This is a genomic window from Bacteroides caccae, from assembly GCF_002222615.2.
Lineage (GTDB): Bacteria > Bacteroidota > Bacteroidia > Bacteroidales > Bacteroidaceae > Bacteroides > Bacteroides caccae.
Genome location: NZ_CP022412.2, coordinates 3,559,894 through 3,577,008, shown reverse-complemented (window position 1 = coordinate 3,577,008; position 17,115 = coordinate 3,559,894). Strand labels below are relative to the sequence as shown.

General features: G+C 41.9%; 12 protein-coding genes and 1 pseudogene. 10 read left to right on the top strand and 3 right to left on the bottom strand.

Annotated elements, in window-relative coordinates; genetic code table 11:
• The first annotated feature begins 19 nt into the window (after positions 1-19).
• From CGC64_RS14670 to CGC64_RS14645, 6 genes are all read left to right on the top strand, one after another.
• Positions 20-1,345: a V-type ATP synthase subunit B gene (locus CGC64_RS14670; RefSeq protein WP_005675595.1), complete on the top strand. Its 1,326-nt coding sequence runs from the start codon at positions 20-22 to the stop codon at positions 1,343-1,345.
• A 37-nt stretch (positions 1,346-1,382) separates the two neighbouring features.
• Positions 1,383-1,988 carry a V-type ATP synthase subunit D gene (locus tag CGC64_RS14665; RefSeq protein ID WP_005681263.1) on the top strand — a complete coding sequence of 202 codons (606 nt, stop codon included), beginning with the start codon at positions 1,383-1,385 and terminating at the stop codon, positions 1,986-1,988.
• Positions 1,985-3,808 (top strand): V-type ATP synthase subunit I, encoded by a 1,824-nt coding sequence (locus CGC64_RS14660; protein WP_005675597.1) that lies wholly within the window; start codon positions 1,985-1,987, stop codon positions 3,806-3,808. The genes CGC64_RS14665 and CGC64_RS14660 overlap by 4 nt, the downstream gene beginning before the upstream one ends.
• Positions 3,809-3,846: 38 nt before the next feature.
• Entirely contained in the window at positions 3,847-4,308 is a 462-nt protein-coding gene (locus CGC64_RS14655; protein WP_005675599.1) for a V-type ATP synthase subunit K, read from the top strand.
• A 206-nt stretch (positions 4,309-4,514) separates the two neighbouring features.
• On the top strand, positions 4,515-6,176 hold the full coding sequence (locus CGC64_RS14650) for a glycogen/starch synthase (RefSeq protein WP_005675600.1): 1,662 nt from the start codon (positions 4,515-4,517) through the stop codon (positions 6,174-6,176).
• Positions 6,177-6,211: 35 nt separating this feature from the next.
• Positions 6,212-8,776: a glycosyltransferase family 1 protein gene (locus CGC64_RS14645; RefSeq protein WP_005675601.1), complete on the top strand. Its 2,565-nt coding sequence runs from the start codon at positions 6,212-6,214 to the stop codon at positions 8,774-8,776.
• 208 nt (positions 8,777-8,984) lie between these two features.
• Here the strand turns inward: CGC64_RS14645 and CGC64_RS14640 are convergent.
• Together CGC64_RS14640 and CGC64_RS14635 are read right to left on the bottom strand one after the other, a co-directional pair.
• Positions 8,985-10,495, bottom strand: a pseudogene (locus tag CGC64_RS14640) (IS1182 family transposase).
• Between the two features lie 196 nt (positions 10,496-10,691).
• Entirely contained in the window at positions 10,692-11,795 is a 1,104-nt protein-coding gene (locus CGC64_RS14635) for a TlpA disulfide reductase family protein (RefSeq protein WP_005675604.1), read from the bottom strand.
• Between the two features lie 138 nt (positions 11,796-11,933).
• On the opposite strand from CGC64_RS14635, the gene potA reads away from it, so the two are divergent.
• The 4 genes from potA to CGC64_RS14615 are packed head-to-tail and all read left to right on the top strand — an operon-like array spanning position 11,934 to position 16,275.
• Positions 11,934-13,325, top strand: coding sequence for a polyamine ABC transporter ATP-binding protein (gene potA / locus CGC64_RS14630; protein WP_005675605.1), 1,392 nt, complete (start codon positions 11,934-11,936; stop codon positions 13,323-13,325).
• Between the two features lie 11 nt (positions 13,326-13,336).
• Complete coding sequence (locus tag CGC64_RS14625; protein ID WP_005681258.1) at positions 13,337-14,137, top strand: ABC transporter permease; 801 nt, start codon at positions 13,337-13,339, stop codon at positions 14,135-14,137.
• Entirely contained in the window at positions 14,131-14,925 is a 795-nt protein-coding gene (locus CGC64_RS14620; protein ID WP_005675607.1) for an ABC transporter permease, read from the top strand. The genes CGC64_RS14625 and CGC64_RS14620 overlap by 7 nt, the downstream gene beginning before the upstream one ends.
• A 30-nt stretch (positions 14,926-14,955) precedes the next feature.
• Positions 14,956-16,275, top strand: coding sequence for an ABC transporter substrate-binding protein (locus CGC64_RS14615; protein WP_005675608.1), 1,320 nt, complete (start codon positions 14,956-14,958; stop codon positions 16,273-16,275).
• Positions 16,276-16,330: 55 nt separating this feature from the next.
• On the opposite strand, the gene CGC64_RS14610 is transcribed toward CGC64_RS14615, so the two are convergent.
• Positions 16,331-17,029, bottom strand: a complete 699-nt coding sequence (locus CGC64_RS14610; RefSeq protein ID WP_005675609.1) for a DNA alkylation repair protein — start codon at positions 17,027-17,029, stop codon at positions 16,331-16,333.
• Positions 17,030-17,115: the final 86 nt, after the last annotated feature.

Here is a 17,115-nt window from a genome sequence, read left to right as displayed (position 1 = left end):
CTAAATTGTAAATATATAAATGGCAACAAAAGCTTTTCAAAAGATATATACCAAGATTACTCAGATTACTAAGGCTACCTGTTCGTTGAAAGCAACGGGAGTAGGGTATGATGAGCTTGCCACTGTGGATGGTAAACTGGCACAGGTGGTTAAGATTGCCGGTGACGATGTCACTTTGCAGGTATTTGAAGGTACAGAGGGTATTCCTACCAATGCTGAAGTCGTATTTCTCGGCAAATCTCCTACATTAAAGGTTAGTGAGCAGTTGGCAGGACGTTTCTTCAATGCTTTTGGTGACCCGATTGACGGTGGTCCCGAGATTGAAGGACAGGAAGTGGAAATCGGTGGTCCGTCAGTGAATCCGGTTCGGCGCAAACAACCGTCGGAACTGATTGCGACAGGTATTGCCGGTATCGACTTGAATAATACGCTGGTGTCCGGTCAGAAGATTCCATTTTTTGCTGACCCCGACCAGCCTTTCAACCAAGTAATGGCAAATGTGGCATTGCGTGCTGAAACAGATAAGATTATTCTGGGCGGTATGGGTATGACGAATGACGACTACTTGTACTTTAAGAATGTGTTCTCCAATGCTGGTGCTCTTGACCGTATTGTGAGTTTCATGAATACGACCGAGAATCCTCCGGTGGAACGTTTGTTGATTCCGGATATGGCGTTGACTGCTGCTGAATATTTTGCAGTAAATAATAATGAGAAGGTGTTGGTGTTGTTGACTGATATGACCAGCTACGCCGATGCGTTGGCAATTGTATCTAACCGTATGGACCAGATTCCTTCAAAAGACTCTATGCCGGGTTCGATTTATTCCGATTTGGCGAAGATTTACGAGAAGGCGGTGCAGTTCCCTTCTGGTGGTTCTATTACGATTATTGCGGTGACTACTTTGTCCGGTGGCGATATTACGCACGCTGTGCCTGATAATACAGGTTATATCACGGAAGGCCAGTTGTTCCTGCGTCGTGATAGTGATATTGGTAAGGTAATTGTCGATCCGTTCCGTTCATTGTCTCGTTTGAAACAGTTGGTAACCGGTAAAAAGACACGTAAGGACCACCCGCAGGTGATGAATGCTGCTGTACGTCTGTATGCCGATGCTGCTAATGCGAAGACCAAAATGGAAAACGGTTTCGACCTGACGAACTACGACGAACGTACGTTGGCTTTCGCGAAAGACTATTCCAACCAGTTGTTGGCCATTGATGTCAATCTTGATACGACTGAAATGTTAGACGTAGCTTGGGGCTTGTTCGGCAGATACTTCCGTCCGGAAGAAGTAAATATTAAGAAAGACCTGGTAGATCAATACTGGCCGAAAGGTGAATAATTAGCACTAGTAATAACTGATAATTAGTAATAACAACGTGGCTATAAAGTTTCAATATAACAAAACCTCCCTTCAGCAGCTCGAAAAGCAACTGAAAGTGCGGGTACGTACGCTTCCTATTATCAAGAATAAGGAAAGTGCCCTCCGCATGGAAGTGAAGCGCTGTAAAACGGAAGCTGCCGATTTGGAGGATAGGCTCGAACAACAAATTCAAGCCTATGAAGCCATGTTCGCCCTTTGGAATGAGTTTGACGCTTCATTGATAAAGGTGAATGATGTTCATCTTGGCGTGAAGAAGATTGCGGGTGTACGTGTACCGCTACTCGAAAATATAGATTTCGAGATACGTCCGTACAGTATGTTCAACGCTCCCAAGTGGTATGCCGACGGTATCCATTTGTTGGAAGAACTGGCCCATACGGCAATCGAACGCGAGTTTATGCTCGCCAAGCTGAATCTGTTAGAACATGCAAGGAAAAAGACCACTCAGAAAGTGAACCTTTTTGAGAAGGTGCAGATACCAGGCTATCAGGATGCATTGCGAAAGATCAAACGATTTATGGAAGATGAAGAAAACCTGTCGAAGTCTTCGCAAAAGATCATGAAGTCTCATCAAGAAAAAAGGAAGGAGGTAGAAGCATGATTACAAAAATGAAGAAACTCACATTCCTGGTTTATCACAAGGAGTACGAAGAATTCCTGAACAGTCTGCGCGAACTTGGTGTGGTTCACATTGTGGAGAAGCAACAAGGTGCTGCCGATAATACGGAGTTGCAGGAGAATATTCGCCTTTTCAACCGCTTGGCGGCTACTCTGAAGTTGCTTCAAAATCAGAAGCATGAAAAGAATGCCGTGATTGCTACGGAAGGTGGAACGGCTACCCGCGGTATGCAAGTACTGGACGAGGTGGATGCTCTGCAGACGGAACACGGCAAGTTGTCCCAACAGCTACAAAGCTATGCGAAAGAGAAAGAAGTATTGGAAGTTTGGGGTAACTTTGAGCCGACCGGCATTCAGAAACTGAAAGACGCCGGTTATATAATCGGTTTCTATAGCTGTTCGGAAGGAAATTACAAAGAAGAATGGGAAACGGAATACAATGCAATGATTGTGAACCGTATTTCTTCCAAAGTATTCTTTGTGACTGTAACGAAGGCCGGACAGGAAGTGGACTTGGATGTGGAGCAGGCGAAACTTCCTGCATACTCTCTGTCACGTCTTGAAGCGCTTTATGATACGACCGAACAGGCAATCGAAGGGAATGAAAAGAAACTCGTTGCACTTTCCGAGACGGATATTCCTTCTTTGAAGGCAGCTTTGAAAGAGTTACAGAGTCAGATTGAATTCTCTAAGGTTGTATTGAGTTCCGAACAAACTGCCGGTGATAAGCTGATGTTGATTGAAGGATGGGCTCCCGCATACAGTAAAGTGGAAATAGAGGCTTATCTGAATGACGCACATGTATATTATGAGATTACGGATCCGATGCCGGGTGATAATGTTCCTATTCGATTGAATAATAAAGGATTCTTTGCCTGGTTCGAACCGATCTGTAAGTTGTATATGCTTCCGAAGTATAATGAACTGGACTTGACTCCGTTCTTTGCCCCGTTCTTTATGGTATTTTTCGGACTCTGTCTGGGAGACTCGGGATATGGACTTTTCTTGTTCCTCGGAGCAACGGCATATCGCTTACTGGCAAAGAAGGTAACTCCGTCAATGAAGTCGATTATTTCACTGATACAGGTACTGTCTGCTTCAACCTTCTTCTGCGGTTTGCTGACGGGTACATTCTTCGGAGCGAATATCTATGATTTGGATTGGCCTATCGTGCAACGTCTGAAACATGCGGTCCTGATGGACAACAACGATATGTTCCGGCTGTCGCTGATTTTGGGTGTTATCCAGATTCTGTTCGGTATGGTACTGAAAGCTGTGAATCAGACAATCCAGTTTGGTTTCAAATATGCAATAGCAACGATCGGATGGATTATCCTACTGGTTTCAACGGCTGTTTCGGCTTTATTCGCTTCTTCGGAGTTGTTGTCGATGGGAGGTACGGCATATAAGGTTGTTCTGTGTATTTCCGGTGCTATGATATTCCTTTTCAACACTCCGGGAAAGAACATATTTATGAATATCGGACTCGGTTTGTGGGATTCATATAACATGCTTACCGGTCTGCTGGGAGATGTTTTATCATACGTTCGTCTTTTTGCCCTTGGACTTTCAGGAGGTATTCTGGCGGGAGTATTCAACAGTCTGGCGGTAGGTATGAGTCCGGATAATGTAATAGCAGGACCTATTGTAATGGTGCTGATTTTTGTTATCGGTCATGCAATCAATATGTTTATGAATGTGCTCGGTGCAATGGTTCACCCGATGCGTCTGACGTTCGTTGAGTTTTTCAAGAACTCCGGTTATGAAGGTGGCGGCAAAGAGTACAAGCCTTTTAAAAATTAAGAATTAAAGAATTAAACAATAAAAAATAGAATAAGATTATGGAAATGAATTTGTTTATTGCCTATATTGGCATCGCGGTTATGGTTGGTTTGTCAGGCATTGGTAGTGCTTACGGAGTAACTATTGCAGGTAATGCTGCTATCGGCGCATTGAAGAAGAATGATAGTGCATTCGGTAACTTCCTTGTGTTGACTGCACTTCCGGGTACACAGGGTTTGTATGGTTTTGCCGGTTACTTTATGTTCCAGACCATTTTCGGCATCCTGACTCCTGAAATTACTGCTATTCAGGCTTCAGCCGTTCTTGGTGCAGGTATTGCTTTGGGATTGGTTGCGTTGTTCTCTGCTATTCGTCAGGGACAGGTTTGTGCAAACGGTATCGCTGCTATCGGCCAGGGACACAATGTTTTTAGTAATACATTGATTTTGGCCGTATTCCCAGAACTTTATGCTATCGTTGCTTTAGCTGCAACTTTCTTGATCGGTAGTGCGCTTGCATAATTTTTTTCTGCAAGAAACTTTTTCAATAAAGAACTTTCAATCCCCTTGTGAATGCCGTTTTGCATTTGCAAGGGGATGTTCTTTTTTCTTTGTCAACCAACTTTTCTTTCTTCTTATTAACTCATATTTTTCGCATAAAGTATTATTTTTCAAAGAATAATGTGTACTTTTGCACTCGCATACTAAAAAGAGTTTTAATATATTATATGGTAAAAGATTTATTAACCCCCGATTATATCTTCGAGTCCAGCTGGGAAGTATGTAATAAAGTGGGAGGGATATACACTGTCTTGTCGACACGGGCGAATACATTGCAGGAAAAGTTTCGCGACAGAATTTTTTTCATAGGTCCTGATGTGTGGCAAGGAAAAGAGAACCCTCTATTCATTGAGTCAGATAATTTGTGTGCTGCCTGGAAAAAGCATGCATTTGAGAAAGACGAACTTTCGGTTCGTGTCGGACGATGGAATATACCAGGTGAGCCGATTGTCATTCTAGTCGATTTTCAACCTTTTTTTGAGAAGAAGGACGATATATACACAGATATGTGGAATCGTTTTCAAGTAGATTCGTTGCATGCTTATGGCGATTACGACGAAGCTTCTATGTTTTCGTATGCTGCAGGAAAGGTGGTGGAAAGTTTCTACCGCTACAACCTGACAGAAACGGATAAGGTGGTATATCAGGCACATGAGTGGATGACCGGAATGGGAGCACTTTATATACAGGAGGCTGTGCCGGAAATTGGTACTATTTTCACGACTCATGCAACATCGATCGGCCGTTCCATAGCAGGTAACAATAAGCCGCTGTATGACTATCTGTTTGCTTATAATGGTGACCAAATGGCACAGGAACTTAATATGCAGTCAAAGCATTCTATCGAGAAGCAGACTGCACATTATGTAGACTGCTTCACAACTGTAAGCCAGATTACCAACAATGAGTGCAAGGAACTGTTAGACAAACCGGCAGATGTAGTGTTGATGAATGGTTTTGAAGATGATTTCGTACCGAAAGGAAGTACATTTACGGGAAAACGTAAGCGTGCACGTGCCTTGATGCTAAACGTTGCCAATAAATTATTGGGAACAAATATGGGGGATGATACGTTAATCATCGGAACCAGTGGGCGTTATGAATTCAAAAATAAAGGTATTGATGTATTCTTGGAATCATTGAACCGCTTGAACAGGGACAAAAACTTGCATAAGAATGTTCTGGCATTCATCAATGTCCCCAGTTGGGTAGGAGATCCCCGTGAAGATTTGCAGGAACGTTTGAAGAGTAAAGAGAAGTTTGATACTCCGCTCGAGGTGCCGTTTATCACTCATTGGTTGCATAACATGACTCATGACCAGGTGTTGGATATGCTGAAATATCTGGGAATGGGTAATCGTCCCGGAGATAAGGTAAAGGTGATATTTGTTCCTTGCTATCTGGACGGGCGTGACGGTATTATGAACAAAGAATATTATGATATATTGCTGGGACAGGACTTGAGTGTCTATGCTTCTTATTACGAACCATGGGGATATACTCCGCTGGAGAGTGTAGCCTTCCACGTTCCAACAATAACTACTGATCTGGCGGGATTCGGGCTTTGGGTAAATAGCTTGAAGAATCAGCATGGTATCAATGACGGGGTAGAAGTGCTGCACCGTTCTGACTATAATTATTCGGAGGTGGCGGATGGTATCAAAGATACAATTACGCTATTTGCGGATAAGTCGGAAAAAGAAATAAAAGAAATCCGCAAGCGGGCTGCTGAAGTGGCGGAACAGGCTCTGTGGAAACATTTTATACAATATTACTATGAGGCTTACGATATTGCTTTGTGCAATGCGATGAAGCGTCAGTTGAGTTAAGAAAAATTATTCATCAATAAGTAAATAAGAACATTATGAAAATTAAAGTTAGTAATGTGAATACTCCCAACTGGAAAGAGGTTACTGTAAAATCACGTATACCGGTAGAGTTGGAGAGATTGTCTGAAATTGCACGTAACATTTGGTGGGCATGGAATTTTGAAGCGACAGAATTGTTTAGAGATCTAGATCCGGAACTTTGGAAAGAATGTGGACAGAATCCCGTACTATTGTTGGAGCGCATGAGCTACGAAAAGTTGGAGGCTTTGGCAAAAGACAAGGTGATTCTGAGAAGAATGAATGATGTTTATACAAAATTCAGAGATTACATGGATGTGAAATCGGATGAAAAACGTCCGTCAGTAGCCTATTTCAGCATGGAATATGGTTTAAGTAGCGTCCTGAAAATATATTCTGGTGGTCTGGGTGTGTTGGCCGGTGACTATTTGAAAGAAGCATCTGATAGCAATGTTGATCTTTGCGCAGTAGGTTTCTTGTATCGTTATGGTTACTTTACGCAGACTTTGTCTATGGACGGTCAGCAGATTGCTAACTATGAAGCACAGAACTTCGGTCAACTTCCTATCGAACGTGTAATGGATGCAGCAGGCAATCCTTTAGTGGTAGACGTTCCTTATTTGGATTATTATGTTCATGCTAACGTATGGCGTGTAAATGTAGGACGTATTTCTTTGTATCTGCTTGATACGGATAATGAAATGAACAGCGAGTTCGACCGTCCTATTACTCACCAGCTTTATGGCGGTGATTGGGAAAACCGTTTGAAGCAGGAAATCCTGTTGGGTATCGGTGGTATCCTGACTCTGAAAGCACTGGGTATCAAGAAAGATGTCTATCACTGTAATGAGGGACATGCTGCACTGATTAATGTTCAGCGTATCTGTGACTATGTAGCTACGGGATTGACATTCGATCAGGCTATCGAGTTGGTTCGTGCTTCTTCTCTTTATACTGTTCATACTCCGGTTCCGGCAGGTCACGACTATTTTGATGAAGGACTGTTTGGTAAATATATGGGAGGTTATCCTGCCAGAATGGGTATTAGCTGGGACGACCTGATGGATCTCGGACGTAATAATCCGGGTGACAAGGGTGAACGTTTCTGTATGTCTGTTTTTGCTTGCAACACTTCTCAGGAAGTGAACGGTGTGAGCTGGCTCCACGGAAAAGTTTCTCAAGAAATGTTCTCCACTATTTGGAAGGGGTATTTCCCGGAAGAAATGCACGTAGGTTATGTTACTAACGGTGTTCACTTCCCGACTTGGAGTGCAACAGAATGGAAACAACTGTACTTTAAATATTTCAACGAAAACTTCTGGTTTGACCAGTCTAATCCTAAGATTTGGGAAGCTATCTATAACGTGCCCGATGAAGAAATCTGGAAGACTCGTATGACGATGAAGAATAAGCTGGTTGATTATATCCGCAAATCATTCCGTGATACATGGCTGAAGAACCAGGGAGATCCTTCACGTATCGTTTCGTTGATGGATAAGATTAATCCGAATGCGTTGTTGATTGGCTTCGGTCGTCGTTTCGCAACTTACAAACGTGCGCACTTGCTATTTACCGATTTGGAACGTCTTTCCAAGATCGTAAACAATCCTGATTATCCGGTGCAGTTCCTGTTTACAGGTAAGGCTCACCCGCATGATGGTGCAGGGCAAGGTTTGATTAAGCGTATTATCGAGATTTCACGTCGTCCCGAATTTCTGGGTAAGATCATCTTCCTCGAAAACTACGATATGCAGTTGGCTCGTCGTCTGGTTTCCGGTGTTGATATCTGGTTGAATACTCCGACTCGTCCATTGGAAGCATCCGGTACATCAGGTGAAAAAGCATTGATGAACGGTGTTGTTAACTTCTCTGTATTAGATGGTTGGTGGCTGGAAGGTTATCGCGAAGGTGCAGGTTGGGCGTTAACTGAAAAACGTACTTACCAAAATCAGGAACATCAGGATCAATTAGATGCTGCTACTATTTACAGTATTCTTGAAACTGAAATTCTTCCGTTGTACTATGCTCGCAATAAGAAAGGATATTCGGAAGGCTGGATTAAGGTAGTGAAGAATTCTATCGCTCAGATTGCTCCCCATTATACAATGAAACGTCAATTGGATGACTACTATTCGAAGTTCTACAATAAGTTGGCTAAACGTTTCGCTATTTTGTCTGCTAACGACAATGCAAAAGCGAAAGAAATTGCTGCTTGGAAAGAAGAAGTGGTTACTAAATGGGATTCTATTGAAATCGTATCTTGCGATAAGGTGGAAGAACTGAAAACCGGCGATATCGAAAGCGGAAAAGAATATGTCATTACTTATGTAATTGACGAAAAAGGTCTGAATGATGCCGTAGGACTTGAATTGGTTACTACTTATACGACTGCCGACGGTAAACAACATGTTTATTCGGTAGAGCCGTTCAGTGTAATTAAGAAAGAAGGTGACTTGTATACATTCCAGGTGGTACATAGTTTATCGAATGCCGGTAGCTTTAAGGTATCTTACCGTATGTTCCCGAAGAACCCGGATCTTCCGCATCGTCAGGACTTCTGTTATGTACGTTGGTTCGTCTAATTGATTGAGAATAAGATAGGGTAGAGTGATCTTCCTCTATTGCTTCTCTCTATAAAAAAAGAGGCTGTCTCAAAATAAACTTGAGATGGTCTTTTTTTGTTTTATTTCAGATTGAAGTTATTTGGATTCTTCTCAAAAAAAGGAGTTTACAAGCTTCTTTTTGAAGATTTCATTCTTTCAAATAGTTTTTTTCGTTGCCATAAGCCTCCTAAGAGGCTACTTTTGCAAGATTGTGTACTATGACCAGCAGGCCGAACTCAATTTCCACCTTCTTAAGTCCACGAAGGTGAAACCTCTTGAAGTGCTTGTTGTTCTTGGGGTTTCCAAATACGGCTTCTACATCCTGTGGCCGCTGACTGCGGTATTTAAGACCTTCCGGTGACAGGAGCTTTTCACGTTCCCTTTCCTTGATTTTTCTCAGGCGGTGATTCACCTGTACTATCCTTTCTGACCGGCTTCTGTGACACCGGCATCTTAACGGGCAGGCGTTACAGTTACATGCCCTGTATCTTGATATAGTCTGCACAAAAACGTTGTCTGTTACCCGCTTTGCATCGGAGAGTCTTTCCATTCTCTGTCCCATCGGACAGTACATGCCGTCGGTTTCTTCATTATAATAAAAGTTGGCAGACAAGAACGGATCGTTTTTGAAGCTTCTTTTCTGCTCCTTATGAAAATAATTGTACTTTATAAAGGTTTCAATGCCATGTTTGAAAGCGTACAGATAATTCTCTTCGCTTCCGTATCCGGCATCACAGACAGACACGTCAGGGTATCTGCCGTAAAGTGAATGGAAATCATCCATGTGCAGAGGATAAGTGGAGGTATCACCTGCACACTGGTGGAGGGTATAGTTCAGGATGAACTGTTTATTGATACTGATCTGGGGATTGTATCCGGGTTTAAGCTGTCCGTTCTTCATGTAGTCCTCTTTCATACGCATGAAAGTGGTATCATTGTCAGTCTTTGAATAACTGTTACGTCCGTCAAGTATCTTTCCCTGTGATTCGTATTTCCTCAACTGTTCAGGCCATGACTTCCTTACACGTCTTACCTTCACTTTCATCTTCTTGTCGGCATCCACTCCATTCAGGGCATCATCTATCTGCTCGAGTGCCTTTTCCACTTTCTCAGGGGTGATATCCTGATATGTGACCGGAGCGGAATCACGCAGTTCCTTTTGGTGAGGGATTCTGCACAATTCCATATATCTTCAAGCTATTCTGCTATTTTAGATATACGGGTATGTATGGACTTGCCCCAGACAAAAGTGTAACGGTTGGCGTTTGCCTCCATTTTTGTTCCATCAGTGAAAGCTACATCCAGACTTACAAACCCTTCCGCCACGAGGAACTTTACAATGGTGGCGAAAACTGTCTTCAGCACATCCTTCAGACGACTGCTGTGGAAACAGTTGATGGTGTTATGATCAGGAGTCACATTGCCGGTAAGCCACATGAAACGGATGTCATTGCGGCAGAACTCTTCTATGCGACGGCTGGAATAGATATTACGCAAATAAGCATAGACAAGAATCTGAAACATCATGCGTGGGTGGTACGCAGAACAGCCTTTAGTGGAATACTTACGGTAAAGTTCTTCAAGGTTTATCTGTTCAATGATACGGTGAACAACCCGGACCGGATCGTTCCGGGGGATAAAATCGCCTAAACATGGAGGTAAAAGCAGATTATCGTTGGATGTGTAACCTTTAAACATTATCTTTGGGATATCTTGACTTGACTCCCTAAGATACAAAAAATTAGGGAGACGGGCAAGTTCTGGCTGAGAGAAGTTAGGGTTTGCCCCATTTTTTTGCAGGTACAAAAAAGGCCGTCTCAATTTTCATTTTGAGACAGCCCTTATTTATTTAAAGTCGGAGACTGTCTTTGCTGAGGAACGACAGGCTTTTTTATTATTTTACGGCTTCTGCTATTTTAGTTTGAAGTTCTTCTCCGTGCAGGCCTCGAGCGATGATTGTACCGTCACCGTCGATCAATACCGTGTGAGGAATACTGTTTACGGCGTAAAGTTGTGCGCCTTCACTTTGCCAGAATTTCAGGTCGGACATTTGTGGCCAAGTCATGTTCAGTTTATTGATCGCTTCTTTCCAGGCAGCACCGTCCTGATCGAGAGATACACCTACGATTTCGAAGTTTTTGCCTTTGAATTTAGCATAAGCTTCCACCAAGTTTGGCATTTCACGACGACAAGGGCCGCACCAGCTTGCCCAGAAATCAACTAATACCACTTTACCCTTACCTACGTAATCGGACAATTTCACACTTTTTCCGTCAGGAGTCTGCATTTCGAAGTCAACAAACTTAGTACCTACGGCAGTTTTTTTCTGCTTGTCGGTCAGTTCTTTGATTTTTACAATTGTTTCATCGTTCTGGAAGTTAGCCGGAATTTGTTGCAGTAATGCTTCGTTTTCAGCAGTAGAGTTGTTGTAGAAGGTCTGTTTGAACAAGAATACGCCGACCGGGTTAGTGATATTGTTTTGTACGCCTTCTTTGATGGCTTTATCATATTGTTCTTCCAGTTGGGCACCCTCTTTTTGCTTGGCTTCTTTCTGTTCATCACTCAAAGAACTGTCACCCATTGATTGGTAGATAGCATTCATTTTTTTGCTGATGTCGTTGATTTGAGCTCTGACAATTTGATATGCATCATTGTTTGCAGTACCGGTAGCAGAATCATTGTCTTTGGTTAAGGCAACGTTAATCTTTCCGTTTTCGAGGAAGAAGTCAATCATTAAAGGTTCTCCGTCCACTTCACAAGTGATATAACGGCTGACAACAGAATCTTGTGTACCTTCAAAGGTAAAAGTTCCTTTTGTGATAACGGCTGTATCGAGTTTGACCAGATTTCTGCCATTGGCTTCCTGAAGATAGACGGTGTCACCGTCACTTGCACCTTCTACTGTACCTGTGACAACGTATCCGGCTTTGTTTCCACCGGTACAAGCTACCATGCCCAACGCGGCCGTTGCAATAACTAAATAAGTAAACTTTTTCATGCTTTTGTAAGATTAGTGAATAAATATTTATGCAAAGATAGATTATTTTTCTCTCGGCCACCGAAAAACACTGTTATATTAGATTAACACGTAGGTGAAAACCGCAGAAATGTGTACCTTTGCAACCCAAACTTTAGTATGAATATGCAAGAAGATAAATCCATCATTGAGGTGAGCCATGTCTCGAAGTATTTTGGCGAGAAAACAGCATTGGATGATGTGACTCTGAACGTGAAAAAGGGAGAGTTTGTTACAATACTCGGACCTTCCGGTTGCGGGAAGACCACGTTGTTGCGTCTCATTGCCGGTTTTCAGACGGCTTCGGAAGGCGAAATCCGAATTTCGGGTAAGGAAATCACACAAACTCCACCCCACAAACGCCCGGTGAATACGGTATTTCAGAAATATGCCCTATTTCCGCATTTGAATGTATACGACAACATTGCTTTTGGTTTAAAGTTGAAAAAGACACCCAAACAGACTATTGGGAAGAAGGTGAAAGCTGCTTTGAAAATGGTAGGTATGACGGATTATGAATACCGTGATGTCGATTCTCTTTCCGGCGGTCAGCAACAGCGTGTGGCTATTGCTCGGGCTATTGTCAATGAGCCGGAAGTACTGCTTTTGGATGAACCGTTGGCTGCACTCGATCTGAAAATGCGTAAGGATATGCAGATGGAACTCAAGGAAATGCATAAATCTTTGGGTATTACATTTGTATATGTAACTCACGATCAAGAGGAAGCATTGACTTTGAGTGATACTATCGTCGTAATGAGTGAGGGAAAGATTCAGCAGATCGGTACGCCGATTGATATTTATAATGAGCCTATCAATTCGTTTGTGGCGAATTTTATCGGAGAAAGCAATATTCTTAACGGTACGATGATACATGACAAACTGGTACGTTTCTGTGGTACGGAATTTGAATGTGTGGATGAAGGTTTTGGTGAGAATACTCCGGTAGATGTAGTCATTCGTCCGGAAGACCTTTATATCTTCCCCGTTTCGGATATGGCGCAGTTGACTGGTGTTGTTCAGACCTCTATTTTTAAAGGTGTCCACTATGAAATGACCGTGCTTTGCGGAGGTTATGAATTCCTCGTACAGGATTATCATCATTTCGAAGTAGGAGCCGAAGTCGGTCTGTTGGTAAAGCCGTTTGATATTCATATTATGAAGAAAGAACGTGGCTGTAACACGTTTGAAGGTAAATTGCTGGATACTACTCATGTGGAATTTCTGGGATGTAACTTCGAATGTGTTCCGGTAGAAGGAATAGAATCCAATGAGGATGTCAAAGTGGAGGTAGACTTTGACAAAGTGGTTCTTCAGGATAATGAAGAGGACGGTACATTGACAGGTGAAGTGAAATTTATTCTTTATAAGGGAGATCATTATCATCTGACTGTTTTTTCCGATTGGGACGAGAATGTGTTTGTAGATACGAATGATGTATGGGATGATGGTGACCGTGTAGGTATTACTATCCCCCCGGATGCTATTCGTGTAATTAAAATAACCGATTAACAGGAAAGGAAGTGAATAAGAGGTTTTTAGTCTTTTTGTCATCACGTAAGAGTTGGACCCTCCCTTACATTATTTTTTCGGCGATCTTTGTGATTATACCGTTGGTCCTAATTGTTGTGTATGCTTTTACTGATGATAACGGGCATCTGACGTTTGCCAATTTTCAGAAGTTTTTCGAACATCCCGAAGCAATCAATACCTTCGTCTACTCCATAGGTATTGCCATCATTACTACACTTATTTGTATTTTGCTGGGTTATCCCGCTGCCTGGATACTTAGTAACAGCAAACTGAACCGTTCTAGAACAATGGTCGTATTGTTTATCCTGCCGATGTGGGTAAATATTCTTGTGCGGACTCTAGCTACTGTTGCTCTGTTCGACTTCTTTAGTGTACCGTTGGGTGAAGGAGCATTGATATTCGGTATGGTGTATAACTTTATCCCTTTTATGATTTATCCTATTTATAATACGTTGCAAAAAATGGATCATAGCTATATTGAGGCGGCGCAGGATTTGGGAGCCAATCCCCTGCAAGTTTTTCTGAAAGCAGTGCTTCCGCTTTCCATGCCGGGCGTGATGAGTGGGATCATGATGGTTTTTATGCCGACTATTTCGACGTTCGCTATTGCCGAATTGCTGACGATGAACAACATCAAACTTTTTGGTACGACCATTCAGGAGAATATAAATAACAGTATGTGGAATTATGGAGCAGCACTTTCGTTGATAATGTTGTTGCTGATAGCCGCTACTTCACTTTTCAGTACAGATGATAAAGATAACTCTAACGAAGGAGGTGGGCTATGGTAAAGAAAATATTTGCACAGACTTATTTGTGGATATTGCTGTTGTTGCTTTATTCTCCCATCGTAATTATCGTCATTTATTCATTTACTGAAGCTAAAGTTTTGGGTAACTGGACAGGCTTTTCTACTAAATTATATTCTTCGCTTTTCACAACAGGTGCACATCACTCTTTGATGAATGCACTGATTAATACGATTACTATTGCTTTGCTTGCTGCAACTGCATCTACATTGCTGGGAAGTATTGCCGCTATCGGTATCTTTAATTTGAAATCCCGCTCACGAAAGGCGATTGGTTTTGTGAATAACATACCTATTCTGAATGGTGATATTATAACCGGTATTTCTCTTTTCCTTTTGTTTGTTTCGTTGGGAATCACACAGGGATACACGACAGTTGTATTGGCACACATTACATTCTGTACACCGTATGTCGTATTAAGTGTTTTGCCCCGTTTGAAGCAGATGAATCCGAATATTTATGAAGCTGCCCTTGATTTGGGAGCTACTCCCATGCAAGCCTTGTGGAAAGTAATTATTCCGGAGGTTCGTCCGGGAATGATTAGTGGCTTCATGCTTGCATTGACACTCTCTATTGATGATTTTGCCGTAACTGTATTTACTATCGGTAACCAAGGCTTGGAAACACTTTCTACTTATATATATGCTGATGCCCGTAAAGGTGGTTTAACGCCGGAGCTTCGCCCGCTTTCCGCTATTATTTTTGTGGTAGTGCTGGCTTTGCTTATTGCTATCAATTACCGTGCCGGTAAAACGCAGAAGAAAGATTAATGGAATACTAAAATGTGCTACGTAAATAATATGAAAAGAATAATTCCTGTTATCCTGTTTTTACTGACTTTGACCGGTTGCTACAATTCCGGTGAACCGCGTGAGCGGGTCCTTAAAATCTACAACTGGGCGGATTATATCGGGGATGGTGTTCTCGAAGATTTCCAGACGTATTATAAGGAGCAAACCGGTGAAAATATCCGTATTGTTTATCAGACATTCGACATAAACGAGATTATGCTGACGAAGATTGAAAAAGGCCATGAGGATTTTGATGTGGTCTGTCCTTCGGAGTATATTATCGAACGTATGTTGAAGAAACATCTACTACTGCCTATTGATACGAACTTTGCGTATTCTCCCAATTATATGAACAATGTGTCTCCGTTTATTCGGGAACAGATCAATAAATTGAGTCAGCCGGGTGAAGAAGCCAGCCACTATGCGGTATGCTATATGTGGGGAACTGCGGGAATCCTTTATAATCGGGCTTATGTTTCTGATTCGGTTGCGTCGTCTTGGGAATGTCTTTGGAATAAGAAACATGCCGGAAAAATACTGATGAAGGATAGTTATCGCGATGCTTACGGAACAGCTATCATCCATGCTCATGCCAAGGAACTGGAGCAAGGGACAGTTACGGTTGAAGAATTGATGAACGACTATTCTCCGCAGGCCATGGAACTTGCGGAAAAATATCTGAAAGCCCTGAAACCTAATATTGCAGGTTGGGAAGCTGATTTCGGAAAAGAGATGATGACGAAGAATAAAGCTTGGCTGAATATGACTTGGAGCGGCGATGCAATATGGGCAATTGAGGAAGCGAATGCGGTAGGAGTAGACTTAGACTATGAAGTTCCCGATGAAGGTAGTAATATCTGGTATGACGGTTGGGTGATTCCGAAATATGCAAAGAATCCGCAGGCTGCCAGTTATTTTATAAACTTTATGTGTCGTCCGGATATTGCTTTGCGCAACATGGATTTTTGTGGATATGTAAGTTCGATAGCTACTCCTGAAATTCTGGAAGAAAAGGTAGATACTACCCTTGATTATTATGCTGATTTGAGTTATTTTTTCGGACCGGGTGCGGACAGTATTCAGATAGACAAGATTCAATATCCGGATCGTAAAGTAGTGGAACGGTGTGCTATGATTCGTGACTTCGGAGATAAGACGAAAGAAGTTCTTGATATTTGGTCACGTATCAAGGGGGATAATTTAGGGGTGGGCATTACTATTCTTATCTTTATTGTTGTTGCTTTGATGAGTGGTTGGATGATTTATAAGAGGTGGCAGCGATACAACCGCCAGAAACAACAGAGACGCAGACGCAGACGAAAAAAATAAAAAGGAACTAATAGATTAGTTCCTTTTTTATCATAAGTTGCTTGTAATAGAAGCGTTATCGTCTTTTCATTGTACGGAGGGTGTCTTTTGTTTCCTTATTTATGCGGAGAGATTCGATTGTTTTCTGTATTGCCTTGTTGTAAGTCCAATCGTCCAGTTTGCTTTGTTGCAGGTATTTCATTGTCTTTTGCGGAAATTTAATAAAGCAGATAGAGATCATCCATGCCATAGCCATGCGTGCGTAATAGGCTTCATGCTTAAATAGATCGGCATATGCTAATAATGAATCAATATGCTCTTCGTTTATATAATGGAATAACATTACAATGCCGAAACGTATTTCAAATTCCTTTTGTGATTTCAGATAAGGCTGGATAAATTGCCATACGGTTTCTTTTCCTTTTCGTACGGCTGTTTTAAGTTCACTGCTAAAAATATCGCATACTGCCCAATTGTTGATTCGAGGAATAAACAGGCTTATATAGTTAATCTGTTCGTCAAGATTCATTTTGGCTAAGCCAATAATCATTCCCTGAAGCATTGTTTCTTCATAATAATTGGTATTGGCTGTTTCGACAAATGGACGCCAATCATCTTTCTTGATTATTTCTTTTGCCATTGTCCGCAGTTGAGGTATACGCACACCAAGAATATTGTCGGTTCCAGGGAGTAGGTAAGAGTGGAATTTTCGATATTTCGGATCTGCTAGTGCTTTTAGTTCTTTTCGAATGTTTTCAGCTGTAGTTGTTTTCATATAGTTTGTTTTTTACAAAAATAAGAAAAAAGAGTGTGTTTTGATTATATGTCCACTCTCTTTCTTATTTCTTTTGTCAATAATGT

Coding starts and splice junctions, on each gene's coding strand:
- CGC64_RS14620 (WP_005675607.1), top strand. CDS start 14,131: ATGGTAAAGAAAATATTTGCACAGACTTATTTGTGGATATTGCTGTTG.
- CGC64_RS14615 (WP_005675608.1), top strand. CDS start 14,956: ATGAAAAGAATAATTCCTGTTATCCTGTTTTTACTGACTTTGACCGGT.
- CGC64_RS14645 (WP_005675601.1), top strand. CDS start 6,212: ATGAAAATTAAAGTTAGTAATGTGAATACTCCCAACTGGAAAGAGGTT.
- potA (WP_005675605.1), top strand. CDS start 11,934: ATGAATATGCAAGAAGATAAATCCATCATTGAGGTGAGCCATGTCTCG.
- CGC64_RS14650 (WP_005675600.1), top strand. CDS start 4,515: ATGGTAAAAGATTTATTAACCCCCGATTATATCTTCGAGTCCAGCTGG.
- CGC64_RS14610 (WP_005675609.1), bottom strand. CDS start 17,029: ATGAAAACAACTACAGCTGAAAACATTCGAAAAGAACTAAAAGCACTA.
- CGC64_RS14635 (WP_005675604.1), bottom strand. CDS start 11,795: ATGAAAAAGTTTACTTATTTAGTTATTGCAACGGCCGCGTTGGGCATG.
- CGC64_RS14670 (WP_005675595.1), top strand. CDS start 20: ATGGCAACAAAAGCTTTTCAAAAGATATATACCAAGATTACTCAGATT.
- CGC64_RS14660 (WP_005675597.1), top strand. CDS start 1,985: ATGATTACAAAAATGAAGAAACTCACATTCCTGGTTTATCACAAGGAG.
- CGC64_RS14655 (WP_005675599.1), top strand. CDS start 3,847: ATGGAAATGAATTTGTTTATTGCCTATATTGGCATCGCGGTTATGGTT.